Origin of the sequence: Maribacter sp. R86514 (assembly GCF_044597005.1) — a bacterium.
Taxonomy (GTDB): Bacteria; Bacteroidota; Bacteroidia; order Flavobacteriales; family Flavobacteriaceae; genus Maribacter.
In genome coordinates this window covers 3,546,233-3,570,917 of the sequence record NZ_CP138999.1, presented here as the reverse complement: position 1 = coordinate 3,570,917, position 24,685 = coordinate 3,546,233, and the positions used below count along the sequence as shown (strand labels likewise).

General features: G+C 34.9%; 22 protein-coding genes. 13 read left to right on the top strand and 9 right to left on the bottom strand.

Translation table 11 applies throughout. From position 1 onward, the window contains the following. Positions 1-284: 284 nt before the first annotated feature. From SJY30_RS15635 to SJY30_RS15615, 5 genes are all read left to right on the top strand, one after another. Positions 285-974 (top strand): hypothetical protein, encoded by a 690-nt coding sequence (locus SJY30_RS15635; RefSeq protein ID WP_396633062.1) that lies wholly within the window; start codon positions 285-287, stop codon positions 972-974. A gap of 173 nt (positions 975-1,147) precedes the next feature. After that, a complete protein-coding gene (locus SJY30_RS15630) occupies positions 1,148-1,843 on the top strand; it encodes a hypothetical protein (protein ID WP_396633061.1) in 696 nt (231 codons plus the stop codon). Positions 1,844-2,053: 210 nt separating this feature from the next. Beyond that, positions 2,054-2,560 (top strand): DUF2975 domain-containing protein, encoded by a 507-nt coding sequence (locus SJY30_RS15625; RefSeq protein WP_396633060.1) that lies wholly within the window; start codon positions 2,054-2,056, stop codon positions 2,558-2,560. Between the two features lie 10 nt (positions 2,561-2,570). Further along, positions 2,571-3,083: a DUF2975 domain-containing protein gene (locus SJY30_RS15620; RefSeq protein ID WP_396633059.1), complete on the top strand. Its 513-nt coding sequence runs from the start codon at positions 2,571-2,573 to the stop codon at positions 3,081-3,083. Positions 3,084-3,085: 2 nt separating this feature from the next. Then, positions 3,086-3,292: a helix-turn-helix domain-containing protein gene (locus SJY30_RS15615; protein WP_396633058.1), complete on the top strand. Its 207-nt coding sequence runs from the start codon at positions 3,086-3,088 to the stop codon at positions 3,290-3,292. Positions 3,293-3,346: 54 nt separating this feature from the next. On the opposite strand, the gene SJY30_RS15610 is transcribed toward SJY30_RS15615, so the two are convergent. From SJY30_RS15610 to SJY30_RS15580, 7 genes are all read right to left on the bottom strand, one after another. After that, positions 3,347-3,625, bottom strand: coding sequence for a F0F1 ATP synthase subunit epsilon (locus tag SJY30_RS15610; RefSeq protein ID WP_396633057.1), 279 nt, complete (start codon positions 3,623-3,625; stop codon positions 3,347-3,349). Positions 3,626-3,703: 78 nt separating this feature from the next. Next, complete coding sequence (gene atpD, locus SJY30_RS15605; RefSeq protein WP_396633056.1) at positions 3,704-5,212, bottom strand: F0F1 ATP synthase subunit beta; 1,509 nt, start codon at positions 5,210-5,212, stop codon at positions 3,704-3,706. Between the two features lie 167 nt (positions 5,213-5,379). Next, positions 5,380-7,008, bottom strand: a complete 1,629-nt coding sequence (locus SJY30_RS15600) for a G-D-S-L family lipolytic protein (protein WP_396633055.1) — start codon at positions 7,006-7,008, stop codon at positions 5,380-5,382. An 18-nt stretch (positions 7,009-7,026) separates the two neighbouring features. Beyond that, on the bottom strand, positions 7,027-9,810 hold the full coding sequence (locus SJY30_RS15595) for a TonB-dependent receptor (protein WP_396633054.1): 2,784 nt from the start codon (positions 9,808-9,810) through the stop codon (positions 7,027-7,029). 289 nt (positions 9,811-10,099) lie between these two features. Continuing rightward, positions 10,100-11,944 (bottom strand): glutamine--fructose-6-phosphate transaminase (isomerizing), encoded by a 1,845-nt coding sequence (glmS, locus tag SJY30_RS15590; RefSeq protein WP_396633053.1) that lies wholly within the window; start codon positions 11,942-11,944, stop codon positions 10,100-10,102. 150 nt (positions 11,945-12,094) lie between these two features. After that, positions 12,095-14,029, bottom strand: a complete 1,935-nt coding sequence (locus SJY30_RS15585; protein ID WP_396633052.1) for a DUF4270 domain-containing protein — start codon at positions 14,027-14,029, stop codon at positions 12,095-12,097. Between the two features lie 5 nt (positions 14,030-14,034). Continuing rightward, a complete protein-coding gene (locus SJY30_RS15580; protein ID WP_396633051.1) occupies positions 14,035-14,844 on the bottom strand; it encodes a glycogen/starch synthase in 810 nt (269 codons plus the stop codon). 102 nt (positions 14,845-14,946) lie between these two features. On the opposite strand from SJY30_RS15580, the gene panC reads away from it, so the two are divergent. The 6 genes from panC (at position 14,947) to radA (ending at position 19,949) form a co-directional block, all read left to right on the top strand. Continuing rightward, a complete protein-coding gene (panC, locus tag SJY30_RS15575; protein WP_396633050.1) occupies positions 14,947-15,792 on the top strand; it encodes a pantoate--beta-alanine ligase in 846 nt (281 codons plus the stop codon). Positions 15,793-15,801: 9 nt separating this feature from the next. Beyond that, positions 15,802-16,152: an aspartate 1-decarboxylase gene (gene panD, locus SJY30_RS15570; RefSeq protein ID WP_396633049.1), complete on the top strand. Its 351-nt coding sequence runs from the start codon at positions 15,802-15,804 to the stop codon at positions 16,150-16,152. A 3-nt stretch (positions 16,153-16,155) separates the two neighbouring features. Beyond that, positions 16,156-17,121, top strand: a complete 966-nt coding sequence (locus tag SJY30_RS15565; protein WP_396633048.1) for a lysylphosphatidylglycerol synthase transmembrane domain-containing protein — start codon at positions 16,156-16,158, stop codon at positions 17,119-17,121. A gap of 26 nt (positions 17,122-17,147) precedes the next feature. Further along, a complete protein-coding gene (locus tag SJY30_RS15560; RefSeq protein ID WP_396633047.1) occupies positions 17,148-18,290 on the top strand; it encodes an alpha/beta hydrolase in 1,143 nt (380 codons plus the stop codon). A 54-nt stretch (positions 18,291-18,344) separates the two neighbouring features. Beyond that, the gene (locus tag SJY30_RS15555; protein WP_157486616.1) at positions 18,345-18,515 is read left to right on the top strand and encodes a hypothetical protein; all 171 of its coding nucleotides are present in this window, start codon (positions 18,345-18,347) and stop codon (positions 18,513-18,515) included. 72 nt (positions 18,516-18,587) lie between these two features. Continuing rightward, positions 18,588-19,949: a DNA repair protein RadA gene (radA, locus tag SJY30_RS15550; RefSeq protein ID WP_396633046.1), complete on the top strand. Its 1,362-nt coding sequence runs from the start codon at positions 18,588-18,590 to the stop codon at positions 19,947-19,949. 105 nt (positions 19,950-20,054) lie between these two features. Here radA and SJY30_RS15545 read toward each other — a convergent pair whose 3' ends face one another. Together SJY30_RS15545 and SJY30_RS15540 are read right to left on the bottom strand one after the other, a co-directional pair. Then, a complete protein-coding gene (locus tag SJY30_RS15545; RefSeq protein ID WP_396633045.1) occupies positions 20,055-21,095 on the bottom strand; it encodes an aldo/keto reductase in 1,041 nt (346 codons plus the stop codon). Between the two features lie 70 nt (positions 21,096-21,165). Further along, positions 21,166-21,930: an exodeoxyribonuclease III gene (locus tag SJY30_RS15540; protein WP_396633044.1), complete on the bottom strand. Its 765-nt coding sequence runs from the start codon at positions 21,928-21,930 to the stop codon at positions 21,166-21,168. Between the two features lie 115 nt (positions 21,931-22,045). Here SJY30_RS15540 and SJY30_RS15535 point away from each other — a divergent pair, with 115 nt between their 5' ends. Together SJY30_RS15535 and SJY30_RS15530 are read left to right on the top strand one after the other, a co-directional pair. Then, complete coding sequence (locus tag SJY30_RS15535; protein ID WP_396633043.1) at positions 22,046-22,570, top strand: DUF3575 domain-containing protein; 525 nt, start codon at positions 22,046-22,048, stop codon at positions 22,568-22,570. Positions 22,571-22,596: 26 nt separating this feature from the next. Further along, a complete protein-coding gene (locus SJY30_RS15530; RefSeq protein WP_396633042.1) occupies positions 22,597-24,684 on the top strand; it encodes a TonB-dependent receptor family protein in 2,088 nt (695 codons plus the stop codon). Position 24,685 lies beyond the last annotated feature (1 nt).

Sequence of the window (24,685 nt, the reverse complement as noted above, 5' to 3'; positions counted from 1 at the left end):
GTTTATTAAAGACATTATCGTTAGCGAAAACAAACTAAGCCCCGGCACCCGTTTTACCCCGCACAAACGATCAAGTTTAAACAGGTAAAAGAAGCCTCTAGCAGTGCGGTGGAGTTTAAAGTGAAGTTTGATAAAGTGATTAATGGTATTCCAATTTTTAGTAATACTGATTCATTTCAAGTGTCTCCTAACAAAGCACTTAAATTCAGTGATCATGGAACCAATGAGGTTGGTAGAATTGGGCTTGATGAATTGCAGTTTATAAAAAATTTAAATTTTTTATAATGACTCCACTATCTAGAAGAAAAAATGAGCTATATAAAGTAACTAACCCTATTTTAAAAAATTTAGGATTTCGTTTTTTTCCTAAAAGGGCATCACGATATTTATTAGATACGGAAAATTATAGCGTGACTATTTTCTTTAACTATTCAATAAAATCAAACAACCATGGTAATACTGTTTTCTTGATTGAACATAAAAATGTTGAAAAACATATATTAGAAATAGGTGTTCCTAACAAGGATTTTTCATCAATTAGTAATGAAAATAGATTATTTACAATCTTCGACAGCGATTTTTCAAAAAAACATCAGAGCTTAACACATGGATTAGACCTTTCCACAATCGAGGGTTTCCGCCAATGGGGTCATTTAATTGTGGATTACGCCGAAGGTCCTGGTAAGGCTTTTATAGATACTTACTCCTACCTGCCCAACGTACTAAAAGAAATGGACCGCTTAGAGGCAGAAGGAAAATATTGGAAGGAGATTTTGGTAGGTGGGATAGATCACTTGTTTAGAGGATTAATCATTTCTAAATTATGCGATGATCCTAATTTTAATGTAAAATTGGAAAAATGGGATAGCGTTATATATCAATCCAAATATAAAATCTGGCATTCTTATTATAATACGTTAAAGGATCGCCTTAAAACAATAGAGCCTCTTTACCCGTATTACAAAAGTGTGTAAAATATAAGATTTTGTTGTTAACCGATAGCGCAAGCGTCATGCTTGTGCCAGTAACAGTAATAAACAAAATGAGTAGAAAAAAATCATAAAATTAAAAAAACAGTAACGGCACAAGCTAGAACCTTGCGTTATCAGATGTGGAATTTATAAAAGATTCAAATAAGTTATAGATTATGGAAATAAAACTAACGGAAGGGAAAAAGGAATTATTTGCTGTAACACATCCATTTTTTAAAGGGGAAGGATATAGGTTTCAGTCCAAAAGACCTGTTTTATATAGAAAAGAATTTGAAAATATTTATGTACAATTGTACCTACAGTTCGCAATTAAATTCTGGAATCACCAATCGGGACCTTTCCGTATTTCTTTTAAGGAGGTCGAAAAAATAATTCTTGAAATAGGTATTCCCACAAATTCATTTGAACATATAAAGAATGGGGATAATATTCTTTTAACAATTCATGATATACATGCTAAAGATTATATGGATGCTATAACGAAACTGAATTTCAAGAAGTTAGAATCATTCCGCCAATGGGGCCATTTAATTGTTGATTATGCCCAAGGTCCTGGTAAGGCTTTTATAGATACCTACTCCTACCTGCCCAACGTACTAAAGGAAATGGACCGCTTAGAAGCAGAAGGAAAAAACACGAATGAAATTTTAGTAGGGTTAGCAGATCGAAGATTTAGAGGTTTGATTATTTCCAAACTTTGTTCTGACCCAAATTTTGAAGAAAAGGTAGCTTCTCGCGATGAGGTTTTTTATAACGTGTCTCAACTAAAAGATTGGATACCATATTACAATAAGCTAAAAGAGCGCCTTAAAACAGTAGAGCCTCTTTACCCATATTATGAAAACTTGTAAAATAAGATTTTGTTGCCAACCGATAGCGCAAGCGTCATGCTCTTACATCTATAACAGTAAGAATTTGAATACGTAATTAAGATTCAAATTTAATCTATACCTCTCTGTAGTTTTACTGATAAGGAAAGATAACAGAAATCATTTTTTTATTTTTATTATTGTTTTTCAATAATTTTTATATATTTGTTATCGTTAAACAATAATTAAATTATGAAAAACTATACTAAAGCATTTAAGTTCTTTGTTAACTTGTTAATATTTACAGTAATTATTTCAATTTTAGAAAAGGGTGGGTCATTACTAAAATATTTAAACTCTTCGTCAACTATAATATCATCTAATTCTGACCTAATTCTTGTAATATTCAATCTGATATTATTAAGTTATGCACTTTGGCTTCTAATAAAATTCAGAAAAACCATTTATACCTTACATACAGATTCTGTTTTTTCCGCAAAAAACGGCTTCAGCTTTACATCTATCGGTAGAGGTTTAATATTTTACTCAGCCGGTATATTTATTATTAGAGTATTTGAGAATATTCTGAACAAACCTGCAATTAAAGGCGAATCTGTTGCTTATAATTTAGGAAGAGATTTTGGTGCTGCCCTAAGTGATAGAATACCACTTTTAGTAATTGCATTTTTTCTTTTGATTGTTGCCCAATTAATTAAAGAGGGTTATGATTTAAAACAAGAAAACGACTTAACTATATAAAAAGAATACCATGAAAATATTCGGTCCAAAATCACTTTCAGCATTCTTCTATTATATATTTAGAAGTATTTCAATTGTACTCTTGGCTTTTCTAACCTATACGGAATTTGCTTTTATTACCGATAGATTTACGGTTGAAGACGGTAGATTCGACATGAAAATTCCCCTTATTGGAAGCTCTATACAAGGTGATTATCAGTTTAGCGATATCCTAACGATTACCCTAATTTTAATTTTCGGAATTCTACTGCTCTATTTACTTTCTAACATTTTTAAAGCGCTTAAAAAAACGGTCATTTTTAATAAGGGCATCATCAAAAATTTGAAACTATTAACTATCCTAAATTTAATTATTGGTCCGGTTTTATACTTTCTTATTCATTATCCAATAATGCACAAGACTGAATTTAGAAATATTCACAATCTTATTCTACTGATTATATTTGGAATGATTTCTTTGTTTCTAACATACGTATTTCAAAAGGGCTTTAGCGTACAGTCTGAAAACGACCTAACCATATAACTATGAGTATCGTCGTAAACTTAAACACCGTATTAGCAGAGCGCAATTTGAAAAGCAAAGAGCTAGCCGAAATGATCGGTATAACCGAAGCTAACCTTTCTATTCTAAAATCAGGTAAAGCTAAAGCCATTCGTTTCTCTACTCTAGAGGCAATCTGCAAAGCTTTAGATTGTCAGCCTGCAGATATTCTAGCATATGAAGAGGAATAAAAAAAGGCTACACTTTTCAGTGTAGCCTTTAAAACTTATTACGAATTCTACTTACTAATCTGCAAGTACAATTACTTTATTATTCTTAAGCTCAACAGTACCGCTTGAAATTTGTAATACTGTACTACCGCTTGCATCTTTAGTAAACTTAGAGGCATATTCTTCATCTAAAGAAATATTACCTGAAATCTTAACCTTACCTTCTTGTAACAATGATACAATTGGGGCGTGATCTTTTAACATTTGAAACTCACCATTTATACCTGGTACCGTAACCGAAGTTACTTCGCCTGCAAATAATGTTGCTTCTGGTGATACAATTTCTAAATACATATCTCTTTTAGTTATGAGTTATGAGTTATGAGTTATGAGTTTCAATGCTGAACTCTGAACCCTGAACTCTGAACTTAATTACGCTTCGGTCAACATTTTTTCACCAGCTTCAATAGCCTCTTCGATTGTACCTTTAAGGTTAAAAGCAGATTCTGGCAAGTGATCTAATTCACCATCCATAATCATGTTAAATCCTTTGATAGTCTCTTTAATATCAACTAACACACCTTTAAGACCTGTAAATTGTTCTGCTACGTGGAAAGGTTGAGATAAGAAACGTTGTACACGTCTTGCTCTACCTACGGCAGATTTATCTTCTTCAGATAATTCTTCCATACCTAAGATGGCAATAATATCTTGAAGTTCTTTATATCGTTGTAAAAGCTCTTTTACTCTTTGTGCACAAGCATAATGCTCATCTCCTAAAATTTCAGCTGTTAAAATTCTTGATGTAGAATCTAATGGATCTACCGCTGGGTAAATACCTAACTCGGCAATTTTACGAGATAATACCGTTGTTGCATCTAAGTGAGCAAACGTTGTTGCCGGTGCTGGATCCGTTAAATCATCCGCAGGTACGTAAACCGCCTGTACAGATGTAATAGAACCTCTTTTTGTTGATGTAATACGCTCTTGCATAGCACCCATCTCTGTTGCCAAAGTTGGTTGGTAACCTACCGCAGATGGCATACGACCCAATAGTGCCGATACCTCTGAACCTGCTTGTGTAAAACGGAAAATGTTATCTACGAAGAAAAGTACATCTTTACCTTGACCTTCACCTGCTCCATCACGGAAATACTCAGCAATCGTCAAACCTGAAAGTGCAACTCTAGCACGTGCTCCTGGTGGCTCGTTCATTTGTCCGAAAACGAAAGTCGCTTTTGAACCTTTCATTGCTTCTTTATCAACTTTGGCAAGATCCCATCCGCCTTCTTCCATAGAATGCATGAAATCATCACCGTATTTTATAATACCAGATTCTAACATCTCACGAAGTAAATCATTTCCTTCACGAGTTCTTTCACCAACACCTGCGAATACAGAAAGACCACCATGACCTTTTGCAATGTTGTTAATCAATTCTTGAATCAATACCGTTTTACCTACACCGGCACCACCAAATAATCCAATTTTACCACCTTTTGCATAAGGCTCGATCAAATCGATTACTTTAATACCTGTAAATAAAACTTCTGTAGAAGTTGAAAGATCTTCGAATTTCGGCGCTTCTCTATGTATTGGAAGACCATCTTTACCTGCTTTAGGCAAATCACCTAAACCATCAATAGCATCACCGATAACATTGAATAAACGACCATATACGTCATCACCTACCGGCATTTGTATCGCACTACCTGTAGCAACTACTTCTACACCTCTGCTTAAACCATCAGTAGAATCCATAGAGATGGTTCTTACCGTATTTTCCCCAACATGAGATTGTACTTCTAAAACCAATTTTGACTTATCCTTGTTTACTATTTCTAAGGAATCATAGATTTTAGGAAGATCAGCACCTGACTGAAATTCTACATCAACCACGGGTCCAATGATTTGCGAAACTTTACCTGTAACTTTTGACATTACTTATATGTTTATTTAATACGTTTAATATAACCTGAAAAATGCTCTCATTTTCAGGCTGCAAAGATATAGTTTTCAATTTTAATGAAAAATAGTTTTTTTCCTTTTTTACAAAAGTAAAAAGGTGCCCTTAAAGCACCTTTTAAATCTTACTATTTTACATACCTCTATTGTAGTGTAGCCGGGTAGTTTGTAGGGTAATCTCCTACATTCAACAAATTACCCGATTCGGCAAAATTAGAGCCATATGTAGCATCAATTGCCATCATAAACTCATTTGCCAGCAATGCATAACCTCTAGCAGTAGGGTGAATACCGTCTAAAGAAAAGGCACCACCTGTAACTAAATTTGATTGTAAAGTGAAATCTCCGCTAGTAATACCACCATTTGCCAATTGGTTCAAGAGGGTGTTAGCATCTACCAAAGCCAAACCTGCTTGGCTAGCTGTTGCTGCGATAATTTGATTAAATGCTTCTGTAGCTACAGCAATTTCTTCTTGTTCAGCAGGTATTAAAACCCACTTGTCTGCTAACGGAAGTGTTATTCCCTCTACCGAAAACTGACCAGCTAAAGTTTGTGGTAAACCTGCTGCCATTAATGCACCAACAGATTCTACATTTACCGTTCCTATAACCGAGGCACTTGGTAAAACGAATAGATCATCTGCAGTTGCTTCTCTTGTTTGACCATAAGTATTACCTAGCAAACCGGCAACCAACGGTGCAGCTTGTACGGGCAGCCCAAATGATTCGACAAATGCAGGGAAAGTTGGACTAGCACCTAAAACTGCGGCAATCTGCGCAGATAAATCTACCAATTCCTCATCCTTTATAATTACTTCACTTGCTTGGGTTTCTGAAAATTTAATGGCCCTTTCTGGAACTCCTAAAAAATCATACACCTGATTTAATTGACCAAATATTCCATTCAATGTAGCGATCTGAGCACCAAATGATTCATCGGTAGGGTCTAAAGGATTATGTGGTACCGTAGTAAAATGAGGTACATCTGTTACATTAGGAATATTGGCAACTACACCCTGCGCTCCACTTGCGGTTAACGTTGCAATCAATGCTCCATAACTACCGTCAAAACCTTGCCCAGGTGCTCCTGAAACAGGTGTAATAGGATTTGTACCGTCGCCACCCGTAGTAGCATAGCCCAATACATCATTGTTACCGATCCAAAGAGAGAAAAAACTTGGAGACTGCTCTACCGCCAAATCTAAAATAGACGCACTGGTATTTCCCGTAATTCTAATTGCATAAGGATTTGCAGCTGTCGGAAAATTATCTAAACTACCATAACCAGGGGCTAGTAAGTGAAAACTTTTAGCGCCAGGTACACCTAAATTGTTAAAAGGTCCTGTTGGGTTGTTCAGCGCAATATCAGTTGTAACCGTTACATCACCAACCAAATCTTCTAAAGATACCGGACCTGCTCCACCAAAGACCAATCTTGGACTTTGAATTCTTGTACCAGCAAGTGCAAGCCCACCAATATTATCATTGGTTAATGGTTGCGTAAAAGTACTACCACCCGCTAAACTGAATTTTTGGGAAAGCAGATTAGGCAAGGATAATGTTTGACCTGCTTGAAACAATGCGCCATCAGTAAAACCTGCCGTTAACGAATTTCCTAAAGAGACATAATTAGAGAAATCTGCGGATCCAGCAGTTAAAGCCGGTAACTCTTCTGCCATAACTTCTGGCTCAAGATCTACATCTTCAGGGTCATTACAAGCCGTAAAAGCCATGACACCTAAAGAAATATATAAATATTTTAAGTTTTTCATTTCAACTTTTGATTTTAATTAGTTGTTAATTGTCCAAGATAAATAGTACATAGAACCTATGAAGCCAGTACCGAATGCCGTGTAATATTCTTTATTGGTAAGGTTTGTACCCCCTAATTTGAAAGAAGATTTAATACTTGGTACATCGTAGTTAATTTGAGCATCTACTACATGAAATTCAGGAATTACCCCATTACCAAAAGTAGCTTCCCAGAAATAATCATCACTAAATCTGTATGATACATTAAATCCGAAATTTTCAAATAATTCTTTGTTACCAAAAGAAGCCTTGAATTTGTGTTCAGGTGTGTTGAAATTCAACATTACATCTGGATTTGCCTCGCGGTCAAAATCTAACTTTGTAAACGTATAACTACCACCTAAATCAAAATTACCAAACACTTTCATATCCAAACCTAAAGATGCACCATAAGAATTTACATTAGCATCGGTATTTGTATATGCGCTATATGCCTGAAAGTCTCCATTAGCTATTGCCGCTACCGATAGCCCACCGTCACCAGCTTGCCCATAAAATGGAGAAATAACCACTTCTTGAGATATGAAATCTTGATAGCTGTTATAATAAGTACTAAAATCTATAACAAGTTTATCCACCTTACCTCTATATCCAATTTCGAAAGAGGTTACTTTTTCTGGCTTGATCAAATCTGGATTAGCAACCTCAAGAACACTTGGATCACCCGTAGCACCTAAAGCTGTAACCGAAGCCGCAGAGTAAGAATTGTTGTATGCAGCACCACCTGTTTGTGTAACTTCTGAAGGTTGACCTAAAAGCTGACCACTAGCACTTACCTCATAATCTCTAGTATAACGATCTAAATTATCTTCTGCAGACCCTACCAAAATAGCCCTTCCTGCATTTAAACCGATAAATAAATCCTGAGTAGTAGGATTTCTAAAGCCTGTTTGCGCAGAAGCTCTAATATTATGATTTCTATTTAACGTATAACCAGCAGACAATCTAGGAGAGAAAAAACCATCGAATAATTCCGATTTGTCATATCTAATAGACCCTGTAAGCTTTAAGCTTTTATCACCTTCAAAAGGTAATGTTTTTTGAACTTGAGAATAAATACCAAATTCAGAATATCTAATTGGACCGTCAAAATCTGTATAAATAGTACCAGAAGAATTTAAATCATATTCTCTAAACGATCCACCTACTTGAATTTCTGCCCAATCTATAAGATGACTAAAGTTATAGTTAGCATCTGCATGGTAGTATTTTGAAGCATCTTGAAATTTTGAACCAGTAGATAGATCCGGATCACTTACACTTCTGTTAAAAGCCGCTTGAAATTCTGGTGAACCTGGCAAAAATCTACCAGATTCTGCTTGAGCCCTTGCCGCAGCATGTGCTTGCTCATCAGTAGCGCCAGATAAGGTAGCCTGTACATATGCACCTGTATATTCGCCAAACCATGTATTATCATCTTTCCACGCTCTATTGATATTAATACCCGTAAATACCATATCATAAGAATCACCTGACTTATCGCCTACCATGTAACCTCTTACAAAAAAGTTATCGTTCTTGATTTCAAGTTTATGTTGCTCTTGAAAGAAGCCCTTTATATTATATCTATTCGTACCTTGATAAATGGTATTACCCGTACCCACCTTACCAACATAAGAAAGCTCTAAACTATTATCTTCAATAGGTCTATAATATAGCCCCCAATCTGCCTTAATACTTTCTGCATTATAATTGGTAAGATCACTTTCATTATAGCCCGTTCTACTTACAATTTCAGATGGCACTAAAGCATTAGCACCTGAAGGTAAGATTCCTAAACCCTCTAGAGTTAAAGCAACTTCTTTAATATTTGTAGACACTTCATCTCCATAAACATTTACTCCGTCATAATTTAAATTATCCCTTGTTCCACCTGGTGTAATCTTATCATCCGTATTATTTGCCGCCCAATCCGTTCCTTTTAAATAACCGAAATTGACCTTGGCCGCTAATTTATCGCTGAACTTATGCGCAGCTCTAATACCAAAATCAGTATAAGAGTTATCACCAGCAGCTTTTTGGGATGTTATACCTTGTTTTATCGAAACACTTATCCCTTCATAATCAAAAGGACTTTTACTACGCATAAATAAAATACCGTTGAAAGCATTTGCACCATAAAGCGCAGAAGATGCTCCTGGCAATAATTCTACACTTAGCACATCTGTTTCTACCATACCAACCAAGTTACCAATAGGGAAATTTAACGCTGGCGTAGAATTATCCATACCATCTACAAGTTGCATGAAACGTGTATTTGCAAAAGAAGCGAAACCTCTAGTGTTTACAGATTTGAAAGTTAAACTGTTCGTATTTACATCAACCCCTTTTAAATTTTCCAGTCCGCCATAAAAATCAGCAGCCGTAGTATTCTTAATTTCTGAAACACCTATTCTTTCTACAGTAACAGGAGATTCGAAAATACGCTCTGGAGTTCTAGAAGCCGAAATAACGACTTCGTCTAGAAAGGTTTGCGATTCATTTAAAGTGATTGTAATTTTTTGGTTTGCACTTGTAATACTTTCAGTAGTACTTGTATATCCGATACTGGACACCTCTATCTTAAAAGGTGGAACTTCGGACGTAGCCAAATTAAAATTACCATCGAAATCTGTTACTGTACCAATGGTTTTGCCAACGATAACAATATTGGCCCCAGGAATGGGCTGATTGTTTTGGTCAACAACATTACCATTGATATTTGTTTGAGAGTACCCAAAAGTACCCACAACCATCAATGCTAAAAGAAGTATTGCTCTCATTCTTAATCAAAGTTTAAAATTAGTTGAGGGTTAAGATACAGATAATTTCACACCGATTATAGTAATTTGAAAAAAATTATGCATGCATAGTATTATTTTAATAATTAAATGATTCATTTATTGGGATATACGCAATTAACTTTTAAATAACGTATTGCAGAAAATACATTCAAAATTCATGAATCTTTTAAGAAAAGCAGATTTTATCTGCATATTATTTTAATTTTACCCGCTAAAAAAGGGACATGAAATGAATCACGCCCCTTATACAAATTAATTATTATTATTCTTATTCTACCGTAACCGATTTGGCAAGGTTTCTAGGCTGATCAACATTACAACCTCTCATAACCGCAATATGATATGAAATTAATTGTAAAGGTATTGTCGTCAACAACGGAGTTAAGCTTTCTAAAGTTTCAGGAACTTCAATAACGTGATCCGCTAAATCTTTTACTTGTTCATCACCTTCTGTAACTATTGCAATTATTTTACCTTTTCTAGATTTAATCTCTTGAATGTTACTTACCACCTTTTCATAATGCCCCTTCTTGGTCGCAATTACAAAAACCGGCATTTGCTCATCAATCAATGCAATAGGACCATGCTTCATTTCAGCTGCTGGATACCCTTCTGCATGAATATAACTTATCTCTTTTAATTTAAGCGCACCTTCTAATGCTACCGGAAAATTGTATCCCCTACCTAAATAAAGACAGTTAGTTGAATCTTTATAAACATCGGCTATAATTTCTATTAACGTGTTAGATTCCAAAGATTTTTCTACTTTACTAGGAATAGTCTCTAGTTCAGATAAATATTCGCGATATTTCGTTTCTGAAAAAACACCTTTTGTTTTCGCTAATTTTAACGCCATTAAGGTTAGAACAGTAATTTGAGTTGTAAAGGCTTTTGTAGAAGCCACTCCTATTTCTGGTCCTGCATGTGTATAAGCTCCAGCATCTGTTTCCCTAGCAATAGAAGAACCTACTACATTACAAACACCGAATACAAATGCTCCTTTTTCTTTCGCTAACTTAATCGCTGCCAAAGTATCTGCAGTTTCACCAGATTGTGAAATTGCTATTAAAACATCTTTATCGGTTATTACAGGATTTCTATACCTAAACTCTGACGCATACTCTACTTCTACAGGAATTCTTGCCAAATCTTCAAAAATATACTCGGCAACCAAACCAGCATGCCACGATGTACCACATGCTACAATAATAATTCTATTAGCGTTTAAGAATTTTTCCATGTTAAGGTCAATCCCCGCCATTCTAATTAAACCTTGTTCCGCCAATAAACGACCTCTATAAGTATCTTTTATAGCCCTTGGCTGTTCATAAATCTCCTTTAACATAAAGTGATCATAACCACCTTTTTCTATTTCTTCAAGATTCATTTGAAGCTCTAAAATTCTTGGGTATGCCACGGCATCATCCTTAATTTTTCTAAGCTTTATTTCCTTACCCAATCTTATAATTGCCATTTCCTCATCTTCAAGATAAACAGCATTATTGGTGAATTCTATAAATGGTGAAGCATCTGAAGCTATAAAAAATTCTTCCTCGCCAATACCGATAGCCAACGGACTACCTAATTTGGCAACCACAATTTCGTCTGGTTTTTCTTTATCGAATACGGCAATAGCATAAGCACCTACCACTTGATTAAGTGCAATCTGCACAGCTTTACCAAGCTTAACATCTTCGGTTTTCTTAACTTCTTCAATAAGATTGATCAATACTTCGGTATCTGTATCTGATTGAAACGTATAGCCTCGCTTAGTTAACTCTTGCTTTATGGATTCATAATTTTCAATAATTCCATTATGTATAATAACAAGATTTCCAGAATTGGAGTAATGAGGGTGAGAATTGACATCATTTGGCACACCGTGAGTCGCCCAACGAGTATGTCCTATACCAATACTACCCGCCTGAGATATTTCTTTTGCTTTATTTTTTAAGTCCTCAACTTTACCTTTTGTCTTAGATAAATTGATTTGGTTACCATCGAATAATGCAATACCTGCACTATCATAACCACGATATTCTAATCTCTGAAGTCCTTTTATAACTATAGGAAAAGCTTCCCTATGACCTATGTAACCAACAATTCCGCACATATTACTGTATCTATTTGAAAAATTTAATTTAAAATCTAGTCGTTCAATAAATAAACTTCAAGATTTATGCCATTTAGGTTATACAACGTTAATAATGTAGAAGTGGTATGTCAATAACTGAATAAATAACAAAAACTACAATTTAATCGTTTACTGTGCTTTGGTATAAGATATTTCTAATTTCAACCTTTTGTCATAATCAGGGTCGGCCACATCTAAATTACCACCAAATAAAATAGTACTAAGAGGGGTAACTATTGAAGTTATCGGTAGCTCTTCTTCACCATCTACAGCATTTGTATCTGAAACTTTTGCATCGGCAATATTCCAATTTTGGATATTAGTAGATAACGTCAACCCTAATGTTGCATTTGCAGAATCCCTTAAAACCAAATTATTTATGTGATCCGTAATTTTCACCGAGTACTTAACTCCTTTATCATTTGATTTTTGAATGACACCATCGTAATTAGGATAAAAACCAAATAAATCAGGAATACCTGTTTGAGGTGATGCCGGGTCAGTGCTAATATCTATTAATGCAGATTTGTTTTCAGTATTATAAAGGTAAAGTCGTGGAGGCTCTAGAGTACTCCCCACAGCATCTAGTTGATCTCTATCAACATAAAAGACTAGATTAGCCTCGTTGATCACCCAATTTTCACTTTTAATTTGCTCTAAGATATTTTCGCCCCCATCTTCTTCAAAAAGATTTAGTTCAGCATAAGTTCCAGGACCTCCTTTTAGGTATATCCTTGATGAATTCTCATCATTATCCAACACCTCTGAAACCTGAGGACCGTAGTTTTCTGTTATTATAGTATTAACAGCATTACCTGAGATAACACCTGAAGTACTTCTTGTTAAAAGAGAAAACACAAAATCTTTTTCTAAGATATTATTTGGGTTATCATCAGTAAGATCATCCGTAGTACCGTTTGTATCATAATTAGTATACTCGTAGGTCATCGTAATATTAGCAGCAGCTAAATCCAACATTAAAAAAACCTCATCATTACCAGTATCTTGAATAGAAAAATGAAGACTTCTAATAAATTCCGTAAAATTAGCTTGACTAATTAACTCAGAACTTCCTTCCTTATCCAAAATATTAGTCTGAAAAAACTCATTACTCAGTGGTACCCGAATACCTGGCTGTAATTTTGTGTTTGTCTCGGCTTCGTTCACATCTTCGGTAGATTCATCATCTTCATTCGGAATTAATTTTTCCTCATCAATAATTTCTACATCACCTTGAAACAGTGGAGTACCCTCAACGAAATCTGGAGCAAAAACCTGAGCAGAATAATATTGCTGTGCTTCTTGAAAACTAGCAGTTGGATCAAGATCTCTAAGAAAAAATGTTGAACGCTCTACCTTAAAATCAAATTTCGGTAACGGAGATTTAGCAACCTCGTCATAATTTACACCGTTTATATAAATGCTATCCAGCTCTACCTTTTCCGCAAAATTATTGGCAAAAATAGTTGCACCATCACCATCATTTAATCCATCACGGTTTTCGTCGACACTCCCTTCATCTAATGGATCGGTATTACTAGCTACCTCAACAGAATTCAATACCCCATCCCCATCATTATCATTATCACTATCGGGCACTTTATCAAACTCATCAATTACACCATCACCATCACTATCTACAGATCCACTACTTGTTAAATATGGAATAAACAAAAAGACCTCTTTTACCTTTTCGTTTTCTTCAATGGTAGTTATAGCCTCGTCGGAAGTACCCGCAAGATTTTCTTTTGACTGTGAAAAACTACCAAAAGAAGGATTTGCGGTACTTAAATATACTTGAGTTGTTATCGACGCCTCTGTCTTGCCATATATTGGATCACTATACGTACCTAATTGATAAATATTCAATTTATTTGTTTGGACCGCTTCAATATTCTTGTTAAACGCAAAAACATCATAAACTTCAGTACCAGTAGTAAATGGCTCATTACCAACAACCCCTGACCCAACTGTAGTTAAATCTTGCTCGCAAGAAACCAAAAAACCCAATATCAATATCAACCCTAAAAACTTAGGGATAGCAGACTTAGCAATAAAATTCATTCAGATTATTTTAAAACTTCGGTGTTATAAAAATTAGCATACGCCTCTTCGAACTCTTGAACAGGTACGTATGGTAACACTGGTTTTTCTTGGTCGGAAATATGACTTTCCAATTCTTCTGGAATATCTTCCGAAGCTAAAATAACCGCATCTGAATAATCAACAGCTACCTTTAACAAATTATTATAAGTAGGATCACCCAAAGATGCAATTTCTTCTTCTGGTATACCATCAAAAGAAATTCTTTTGACCATATCTTTATCTAAAGATCCGTCGAAAGTTTTACCATAAACAGATAGCACAATTTTACTATCTGCAAAAAGCGGTTCATCTGAGTAATACTTCTTTAAATACAATGGCAGTAAACTTGCCATCCAGCCATGAACGTGAATTATATCTGGAGACCAATTTAATTTCTTTACCGTCTCCATAACCCCTTTAGCAAAGAAAATTGCACGTTGATCATTATCAGGAAAAAGGTTTCCTTGTTTATCGGTAAACGTTGCCTTGCGTTTAAAGTATTCCTCGTTATCTATAAAATAAACTTGAATTCTTTCTTTTGGAATAGATGCCACCTTAATGATCAATGGCATATCCATATCATTAATGACCAAGTTCATCCCCGATAATCTAATTACTTCATGTAATTGATGTCTTCTTTCGTTTATGTTCCCGTATCTTGGCATGAAAATCCTGATCTGACCACCATTGCTGTTGACCATTCTAGGTGTTTCATAAGACATTAGGGAAACTTCGTTTTCGGGTAAATAAGGAACTAATTCAGAAGATACAAATAATATCTTTTTACCATTCATATAGGTTATATTTTATTTTTCACTGTAACGCAACTGCAAAATTACAAAAAATATAGAGATTAGCGGTAATTATAGTAAGTTTGCTCGCTAACGAACTTTTCAATGCAGGTAATAAAGACCAAAACCAAGCTCAAAGAAGAACTTAATAAGTTAGGCGACCAACTAAGCCTAGGACTTGTTCCTACAATGGGAGCGCTACATGACGGGCATGCATCCCTAATTAAAAAAGCGGTTTCTGAAAATGAAAATGTTATAGTAAGTATTTTTGTGAATCCGACCCAGTTTAACAATCAGGAAGATTTAGACAAATACCCTAAAACCATAGATAACGATATAGAATTGATATCTGACATCTCAGACAGAATAATATTATTTACGCCAGAGGTTTCTGAAATATACCCTAAGACCGTCACGCCAAAAACCTACGATTTTGAAGGATTGGACAAGGTTATGGAAGGCGAATTTAGAGATGATCATTTTAATGGTGTTGGCACCATAGTAGAAGAACTATTTAAAATCGTACAACCAAATAAAGCTTATTTTGGCGAAAAAGATTTTCAACAATTACGTATTATTCAAAAACTTACTGAAATAAAAGATATACCTGTCGAGATTATAGGCTGTGATATTATACGAGAAGAGCACGGGCTAGCAATGAGTTCTAGAAATGAAAGGTTAAGCACAAAAATGCGACAAAAAGCAGCTTTTATTTATGACACCCTAAAAACTGCCAAAATTAAATTTGGCATGGAAAATGCATTGAACGTCAAGGATTGGGTAATCGATGAATTTAAAAATCATGACGATTTTGAATTAGAATATTTTGACATTACCGATGTTGAGACTTTGACCCCAATGCAGAATAAAATAAATAATGTAAAATACAGAGCGTTTATTGCCGTTTATGTTGAAGACGTGAGGCTAATAGACAATATAGCCCTAAATTAAAAGTAAGTTATGCAAATAGAAGTAGTTAAATCAAAAATACATCGAGTAAAAGTTACAGGTGCCGACCTCAACTATGTTGGTAGTATCACTATTGATGAAGATTTAATGGATGCCGCAAATTTTATTCGTGGAGAAAAAGTTCAGATTGTCAATAACAACAATGGGGAAAGACTAGAAACTTACATAATCCCCGGTCCAAGAAAAAGTGGGGAAATCACTTTAAATGGAGCTGCAGCAAGAAAAGTGTCTGTTGGTGATATTTTAATTTTAATTTCTTATACTTGGATGGATATTGAAGATGCAAAGAAATTTAACCCTTCTTTAGTTTTTCCTAACGAAGAAAATAATCTATTAACATAAAGGTTGACGAATACCCTAAAAAAAAATCTTAAGATCATACTCCCAATAGCATTGGGAGTTTTTTTAGTTTGGTATTCCTACACTTCAACAACACCAGAAAATAGAAAAGAAATAATTTTTTACATTAAAGAAGCAAATCCGCTTTATGTATTACTTTCTATTCTACTAGGCATTCTAGGCCATATTTCTAGAGCAATACGCTGGAACTATCTTTTAGAACCTTTAGGGTACAAGCCAAAACTAGTAAACAATATCCTCATAATCTTGACCTCTTATTTTGCTAACTTAGGTATACCAAGAACAGGAGAAATTTTAAGGGCCACTGCGTTGACCACCTATGAAAACGTACCTTTTGAAAAAGGCTTTGGCACTATTGTAACAGAACGGGTCATCGATGTAATCATGCTGCTTTTAGTGGTTACCATTGCATTTTTATTACAAACCGATGTTATCATGGGTATTTTACAAGAACGTGGCTTTAATGCCACAGGACTCATTTTTCTTGCCTTGGGCGGAATTACGTTGTTTTCTATTTTTGTCTTTATCATAAAAAAATCTAAGAGTGCAATAGCCCTAAAAATCAGAACTTTTGTAAAAGGACTTCTTGACGGAGTGTTCAGTATATTTAAAATGAAAAATAAATGGTTGTTTATTTTTCATACATTTTTCATTTGGGGGTGCTACATAGGCATGCTTTATATTATAAAATTTACTGTTCCAGAAACTATCTCATTAACACTAAGCCAACTCTTGGTTGCCTTTGTAGCAGGAGCTTTTGCCATGGCAACTACCAATGGCGGAATAGGCCTTTACCCCATCGCCGTAAGTAGCGCATTGGCCATTTTTGGCATCAGTGCAATTTCTGGTGATGCCTTTGGGTGGATTATATGGATTGCACAGACGCTAATGATAGTTGTTTTTGGTGCAATATCTTTTCTTTTATTACCGTTATTAAACCGTAGTAAATAGTTTATTTCAACTAACAATTACCTTTTATGCGTTATATCACTTTAATATTCGCACTTTTATTTGGGATGACATCCTATGCACAAGTGACACAAGAAATCTTCGAATCATTTAAACTTCAAGAACGAAGAGATGTAAATTACTACTTTCCGGAAGATATGGACGATACCAAGAAGTATCCATTAATCATTGTACTTGACGGTGAATATCTTTTTGAACAAGTAGTCGCAAATTCAAAATATTACAGTCGTTTTCATGGCATGCCACAAAGTATTATCGTCGGCATCAACCAAACCGAAAATGATTTAAGATATGAAGATTGTGCCTTTGAGCAAGATAGCGGACTACCATCTGAAAAAGGAAAGAGCTTTTATGAATTTGTTGGCATGGAACTAATACCCTATCTAGACCTTAACTATAGTACGGCACCGTTTAAAATGATCGTTGGCTATGACATTACGGCTAATTTTATGAACTATTGGCTATTTAAAGACAATTCTATATTTGATGGCTATGTAAGCATCTCACCTACTCTTGCTCCAGAGATGGAAAATAGAGTACCTATGCGATTGGGCACTTTTGAAAATCAAATCTTCTATCAACTTATCGTAGAAGGTGAACCAAGTAACGACAAACAACGAATTTTAGAAATGGATAAGGACCTTAAAGCCATAAAAAAAGAATCCTTGCATTATTTCTTTGATGAATATTCCAACGCCGATCATATTTCTGTTGCTACCTATGGCATAGGAAAAGCGTTTGACAATATTTTCGGAATGTTCAAACCTATTAGCCCTAAAGAATATAAATCTCAAATCTTAACCAGTGAAGAACCGGTTTATGATTACTTAGAAAATAAATATCAAGGCATTGTAGATATGTTCGGTTTCAGTAAGCCAGTCGAGTTAAATGACATAATGGCAATATATGCGGCATCTCGAAAGAAAGAAGATTTCGAATCTTTAAAACCGCTATCCGACTTATGCAAGAAAGAATACCCAGAAACCATGTTGGGCTTTTATTTTGAAGCTGAGTATTACGAACAACTTGGTGAACCTAAAAAAGCATTAAGAACATTTGAAAAGTCATTTCAAATGAAAGAAATAGATTTTTTAACTAAAGAAATGGCCCTTGAAAAAATGGATGCACTAAAAGCCGATTTCGGCTTTTAAAGATTATAATATTAAATAAACGGCTAGTCCCAAATTAGCCCAACCTACTTAATTATGATTAAAATTGACGCAATGTACTTCGTGTTTTCCGGAGTGCTCTTTACTTACTTTGGATTAAAAGGAGAATTCATTTTAACCTATAACGGCATTGCCCTATTTATGGCATGGGCTTCATTTTTTCTAGCCTTTAGCGCTTTTAAAAAAGAAAGGTCTGGCGAAAATTAAACTTTAATTTCCATAGCAAAATCCAATCATTTCAAACTTCTTGCTACCTTTAGCTTTTGATAAAAACTAAAGATGGCCAAAACTAAAACTGCATTTTTTTGTCAAAATTGTGGTACCCAATATGCCAAATGGGTTGGACAATGCTCTGCCTGCAAACAATGGAACACCGTTGTTGAAGAGGTAGTACAAAAAGAAGAGAAGACTAGTTGGAAAACCCCTTCTCAAACCACCAAAAGAATTTCTAAACCTCTGTTGGTGAATGAAATCAGTATTGAGAAAGAAGTTCGCCTAAATACTTTTGACCTAGAATTCAATAGAGTTCTTGGTGGCGGCTTAGTTCCTGGCGCATTGGTACTTCTAGGCGGTGAACCCGGTGTTGGAAAAAGCACCCTACTTCTGCAAATAGCATTAAAATTACCTTATAAAACGTTATATGTTTCTGGTGAAGAAAGCCAAAAACAAATTAAAATGCGTGCCGATAGAATTCACCCAAATAGCCAAACTTGCTTTATTCTAACGGAAACTAAAACCCAAAACATTTTTAAACAAATAGAAGCAACAGAACCAGATATTGTTGTTATCGATTCTATACAAACACTTCACTCAGATTATATTGAATCTGCTGCGGGTAGTATTTCTCAAATTCGAGAATGTACAGCAGAACTTATAAAATTCGCGAAAGAAACCAATACCCCTGTTATATTAATTGGACACATTACCAAAGATGGATCTATTGCAGGGCCAAAAATTTTAGAACATATGGTAGATACCGTTCTTCAATTTGAAGGTGATCGCAATTATGTATATCGTATTTTGAGGTCGCTAAAAAATAGATTTGGATCAACTGCAGAACTTGGTATTTACGAAATGCAAGGCAGTGGATTACGCGAAGTCAACAATCCATCTGAAGTATTGATTTCTAAAAATGACGACGGATTAAGTGGTACTGCAATTGCTTCTACCGTAGAAGGTATGCGCCCACTACTTATAGAAATTCAAGCACTAGTCAGTACAGCTGTTTATGGAACACCTCAACGTTCTACAACGGGCTATAACGCCAAAAGATTAAATATGCTATTGGCAGTGTTAGAAAAACGTGCAGGATTTAAACTGGGCGCTAAAGATGTTTTCTTGAATATAACCGGAGGCATATCTGTAGATGACCCGGCTATTGATCTGGCCGTCATTGCTGCCATTTTATCCAGTAATGAGGATATACCTATTGATAAAGGAATTTGCTTCGCTGCCGAAGTTGGACTTGCCGGAGAAATTAGACCTGTACAGCGCGTGGAGCAACGCATATTAGAAGCCGAAAAACTAGGTTATGACACCATCATAATTTCAAAAAGCAATAAAATAGGCCTGAAATCGACAAAAATCAAAATATTATTAGCGTCCAAAATCGAAGAGGTTACAAATAATTTATTTAGCTAGCGCTTATCTCGCATTATTCTAGCCAAAACCATAATGATCACAATCACTACTAAGATTAAAACTATTTGTCCAAAACCGACTTTCAAAAAAATTAGGCTATCCATTCTAAGGCGCAGGATTAGGAATTGAATTATGGATGGCTTCTATTTCTTTTAAAATATCTTCAGACAAATCAATATCAATACTACCAATATTTTCTTCTAATTGTTTGATGCTTGTAGCACCAATAATAGTACTGGTAACAAAAGGCCTCGTATTTACAAACGCCAAAGCCATTTGTGCAAGCGTAATGCCATTGGCTTGCGCCAGATCATAATATTTTTTAGTCGCCTCTACAGCTGTATCGCCGATATATCTATTATAATTAGGAAATAAACTTAATCGAGAACCTTCTGGCATTCGATCACCTAAATACTTACCACTTAACGCACCAAAACCCATTGGAGAGTATGCCAATAGACCTACTTGTTCTCTCATTGAAATTTCGGCCATGCCCACCTCAAACAATCTATTTAACAAACTATACGGATTTTGAACAGTTATTGTTCTTGGCAATGTTCCATGAACTTTACTTTCCTCTAAAAAACGCATGGTTCCCCATGGTGTTTCATTAGAAATACCTACGTGCTTTATTTTACCTTCTCGTATTAAATCACGGAAGGTTTCTAAAACTTGATGAATATTATCTTCCCAATGATCAGATATATCATGCTTATACCCTCTTTGACCAAAATAATTGGTACCCCTATCTGGCCAATGTAATTGATACAAATCAATATAATCTGTTTGCAAACGCTGTAAACTTCCCTCTACAGCTTCAATAATAGACTCTCTAGTAAAACCGCTAGTACGAATAAACTTCGTCATTTCAGCTTTTCCCGCAATTTTAGAAGCTAGTACGATATCTTCTCTATTACCATTTTTTTTAAACCAATTACCAATAACCTTCTCTGTAGCGGCATATCTATCTTTATGTGCAGGAACAGGATACAACTCTGCCGTATCTAAAAAATTAACGCCCTTATCAAGAGCATAATTGATTTGTTCATGACCTTCCTCTTCGGTATTTTGATTACCCCAGGTCATAGTACCCAAACATATTTTACTTACTTCAATATCTGTATGTGGTAAATTGGTATAGATCATTTAGCTTAATTTTTTTAATCCTCAAAACGCAAAACTACTAAATATATTCAGGGCGATTGTATCTATTTCGTTAACTCTCTAACTCAATTAAAATAGGGCAGTGATCACTGTGCTTCGCTTCTGATAAAATTACAGATCTAGACAATCTATCTTTTAGTGTAGAAGCTACCATAGCATAATCTAAACGCCAGCCCTTATTATTATTTCTGGCATTGGCTCTATAACTCCACCACGTATAATTATCCGGTTCAGAATTGAACTCCCTAAAACTATCTATAAATCCGCTTTTCATGAAATCTCCTATCCATTCCCGTTCTACAGGTAAAAATCCCGATACGTTTTTTAATCCCACAGGATTATGAATATCTATGGCTTCATGACAAATATTATAATCTCCCAATACTATTAAATTCGGATTCGTTTTTTTAAGATCATTGACATATTCTTGAAAATCTGCCATATATGTAAGCTTAAAATCTAATCGCTGCATATTTGTACCTGAGGGCAAATACATACTCATTATAGAAATATCTCCAAAATCTGCACGAATATTTCTTCCCTCAAAATCCATATAATCGATACCTGTACCAAAAGCTACATTATCTGGCTGGGTCTTAGAAAGTATGGCTACGCCGCTATACCCTTTCTTTTGGGCACTATACCAATAGTTATACCTGTAACCCGCTTCTTCAAATAAAGAAAGATCGAGTTGATCTTCGTTAGCCTTAATTTCTTGTAGACATACTACATCTGGCGATACGGTTCGCAACCAATCTAAAAAACCCTTTCTTATCGCTGCCCTAATTCCATTTACATTATAAGATATGATCTTCATCTCTATTCCTTTTGCCTTAAAAATAAAAAAGAGTTAAAGATTAAAGGTGCATACTTTCCATTAAAATCATAATTTCACAGCTTTAAAAATATTTTTGCATTTTAAAACGCATCTCATGAACAAGTTTATTTTTTCGGCTCTTTTAATATTCATTACTACTTCTTCTTTTTCTCAAGCTTATTATAATGATGAAAATAGCCATGAGGTGAAATTGAACATTGGTCAATTTTTGGTTACCACTACGGTTGAATTAGGATATGAATATTATATAAATGAAGATACCAGTATTGGAGGAACATTATATTTTGATGGGAAGTCGACCGATTACAATGGAAATTTTGGAATAGGACCTAACCTAAGAGCTTATTTTGGTTACGGACCAAAAAGCGGTCTTTTTGCTGAAGTGTTCGGTATTTATTATACAGGCGAAAACGATGATGAGGACACTGCAAACCTAGGCAATAGAAATTATGATTACTCTACTATAGCCCTTGGTCTTGGCGGAGGTTATAAATGGGCAACCAGAAGTCAAAAATTCACTATTGAATTAAATGGAGGACTGGGAAGAAACATTAATCCAGAAGATTTTCAAGATGACTTTATGTTCAGAGCCGGTTTATCTTTAGGTTATCGCTTTTAATGAGCACTTCTGAATTTTAACTACCTATGAAAAAAATATATCCCTTATTACTATTTTTATCATTTACCTCAAGTTTTTTTGCACAAAACACTATCAAAAACGACAGCGTAACCCAATTAAACGAGGTTGTTGTAATAGATACCTTGACCGCTAAAAATGCTATTGGTATTATACCCTCACAAACAATTGGCGCTACTACATTTGCCAATTATAGCCCTGTAGACTTCATTGGCTCCATTAATCAAATTTCCGGTCTATATGCTTTGTCAGGAGCTTTAAACACGAATAGAATTACAATCAGAGGTGTTGGCGCAAGAACGCCTTTTGGAACAGACAAACTTAGACTTTACTATAACAATATACCTATTACTAACGGAACAGGCTCGTCTACGATAGAAGCTTTCGATTTAGAAAATCTTACGTCAATTGAAGTAATTAAAGGGCCTAAGGGAACAGGATTTGGCACTAATCTGGGTGGAGCAATTATCTTAAACACTAAACAAACAAGCAACCAACCTACCAAGTTTACCAATAATACTACGGTAGGTTCTTACGGATTATTCAAAAACAGTTTAGGATTTACTCATTCAGAAAAAGATTTTTATATGACCTTTCAGTATGGTCATATGGAAATAGATGGATACCGTGAAAATAATAGATTCGAACGTGACGGATTTCTTCTTAACACCATTTTCAAACTTTCAGAAAAAAGTGAAATTGGGCTTTTGGTAAATCATATAGATTACTCGGCTCAAATAGCCAGCTCCATAAGTCAAGAAGATTTTGATGAAGATCCTACTCAAGCCGCCTTTACTTGGAATGCAGCAAAAGGGTTTGAAGATAACAACTATAGCCTAATAGGACTTTCTCATACCTATTATGCAAACCCTAATTTCAAAAACACCACTAGCCTATTCTATACCTATTTAGACCATTATGAACCTGCACCGTTTATTATTTTAGATGAATACACCAATGGTTATGGTTTTAGAACCTTGTTCTCTGGCAACGTTGCTATTTCAGATAATACACTGGCATACACTTTTGGCGGCGAACTTTATAAAGATGAATATTCTTGGGCAACATTTGAAAATCTCTATCGAGAAAACAATGGTAATGGAAGCTTGCAAGGAGAAAGACGTTCTCAAAATAAAGAATTTAGAAACCAACTGAATGGTTTTGCTACGGCATTCTATTCTTTTACAGATAAACTTACAGCTCAATTAGGGTTAAATATCAATAAAACTCAATATGACTTTAGAGATATTTTCAACACAGATGAAAGCAACACTAGTGCCAATAGAGATTTTAACACTCTATTCTTACCAAGTTTAGATGTTAATTATGCCATTACACCAACAAACCAACTGTATGCAAATATTAGCCGTGGATTTTCAAATCCTAGTTTAGAAGAAACACTAACCCCTGACGGAATCATAAATCCTGACATTCTTCAAGAGACAGGCACGAACTATGAATTAGGCATCGTACATAAAAGTAAAGACGAAAAACTAAAGTTGGAAGTCGCTGCTTATATTATGCCAATTAAAAATCTTTTGGTAGCCAAACGTGTAGGAGACAACCAATATATAGGGCGCAATGCAGGCAAGACCAAACACCAAGGTGTTGATTTAGATTGGAGCTACCGCATCAGCCTAACCGATAAAATTTTGTTTTCTCCATTTATAAGTTACACGTATAGTAACCATAAATTTGTTGATTTCACAGATGAGGAAGCCGATGAAGATTATTCTGAAAATGCTTTAACAGGTGTACCTAAAAACAAATTGAATTCAGGAATTCAAACTAATTTTGGAAATGGTTTTTTTTTAAATATTACCCATCAATTTATAGATGAAATTCCTTTAACAGATGCAAATTCCCTTTACAGCGATTCCTTCAACTTATTACATATTAAAGCAGGTTATAAAAAACAAATTACAGATAAATTACGTGTAGGTTTAGATTTTGGAATCAACAACCTCACGAATAAAAAGTATGCACAGTCTGTATTAATAAATGCTAGGGGATTTGGCGGAAATGCCCCAAGGTATTTCTACCCTGGGAACAATATTAACTATTATGGTGGTGTTAAATTAAATTACACCCTTTAAT

What these genes read in the sequence shown, in the direction of transcription:
- SJY30_RS15620 (WP_396633059.1), top strand. Translation starts at nt 2,571, where the DNA reads ATGAAAATATTCGGTCCAAAATCACTTTCAGCATTCTTCTATTATATA.
- SJY30_RS15585 (WP_396633052.1), bottom strand. Translation starts at nt 14,029, where the DNA reads ATGAATTTTATTGCTAAGTCTGCTATCCCTAAGTTTTTAGGGTTGATA.
- SJY30_RS15530 (WP_396633042.1), top strand. Translation starts at nt 22,597, where the DNA reads ATGAAAAAAATATATCCCTTATTACTATTTTTATCATTTACCTCAAGT.
- SJY30_RS15630 (WP_396633061.1), top strand. Translation starts at nt 1,148, where the DNA reads ATGGAAATAAAACTAACGGAAGGGAAAAAGGAATTATTTGCTGTAACA.
- atpD (WP_396633056.1), bottom strand. Translation starts at nt 5,212, where the DNA reads ATGTCAAAAGTTACAGGTAAAGTTTCGCAAATCATTGGACCCGTGGTT.
- radA (WP_396633046.1), top strand. Translation starts at nt 18,588, where the DNA reads ATGGCCAAAACTAAAACTGCATTTTTTTGTCAAAATTGTGGTACCCAA.
- SJY30_RS15545 (WP_396633045.1), bottom strand. Translation starts at nt 21,095, where the DNA reads ATGATCTATACCAATTTACCACATACAGATATTGAAGTAAGTAAAATA.
- panC (WP_396633050.1), top strand. Translation starts at nt 14,947, where the DNA reads ATGCAGGTAATAAAGACCAAAACCAAGCTCAAAGAAGAACTTAATAAG.
- SJY30_RS15555 (WP_157486616.1), top strand. Translation starts at nt 18,345, where the DNA reads ATGATTAAAATTGACGCAATGTACTTCGTGTTTTCCGGAGTGCTCTTT.
- panD (WP_396633049.1), top strand. Translation starts at nt 15,802, where the DNA reads ATGCAAATAGAAGTAGTTAAATCAAAAATACATCGAGTAAAAGTTACA.
- SJY30_RS15625 (WP_396633060.1), top strand. Translation starts at nt 2,054, where the DNA reads ATGAAAAACTATACTAAAGCATTTAAGTTCTTTGTTAACTTGTTAATA.
- SJY30_RS15615 (WP_396633058.1), top strand. Translation starts at nt 3,086, where the DNA reads ATGAGTATCGTCGTAAACTTAAACACCGTATTAGCAGAGCGCAATTTG.
- SJY30_RS15540 (WP_396633044.1), bottom strand. Translation starts at nt 21,930, where the DNA reads ATGAAGATCATATCTTATAATGTAAATGGAATTAGGGCAGCGATAAGA.
- SJY30_RS15595 (WP_396633054.1), bottom strand. Translation starts at nt 9,810, where the DNA reads ATGAGAGCAATACTTCTTTTAGCATTGATGGTTGTGGGTACTTTTGGG.
- SJY30_RS15610 (WP_396633057.1), bottom strand. Translation starts at nt 3,625, where the DNA reads ATGTATTTAGAAATTGTATCACCAGAAGCAACATTATTTGCAGGCGAA.
- SJY30_RS15535 (WP_396633043.1), top strand. Translation starts at nt 22,046, where the DNA reads ATGAACAAGTTTATTTTTTCGGCTCTTTTAATATTCATTACTACTTCT.
- glmS (WP_396633053.1), bottom strand. Translation starts at nt 11,944, where the DNA reads ATGTGCGGAATTGTTGGTTACATAGGTCATAGGGAAGCTTTTCCTATA.
- SJY30_RS15580 (WP_396633051.1), bottom strand. Translation starts at nt 14,844, where the DNA reads ATGAATGGTAAAAAGATATTATTTGTATCTTCTGAATTAGTTCCTTAT.
- SJY30_RS15635 (WP_396633062.1), top strand. Translation starts at nt 285, where the DNA reads ATGACTCCACTATCTAGAAGAAAAAATGAGCTATATAAAGTAACTAAC.
- SJY30_RS15600 (WP_396633055.1), bottom strand. Translation starts at nt 7,008, where the DNA reads ATGAAAAACTTAAAATATTTATATATTTCTTTAGGTGTCATGGCTTTT.
- SJY30_RS15560 (WP_396633047.1), top strand. Translation starts at nt 17,148, where the DNA reads ATGCGTTATATCACTTTAATATTCGCACTTTTATTTGGGATGACATCC.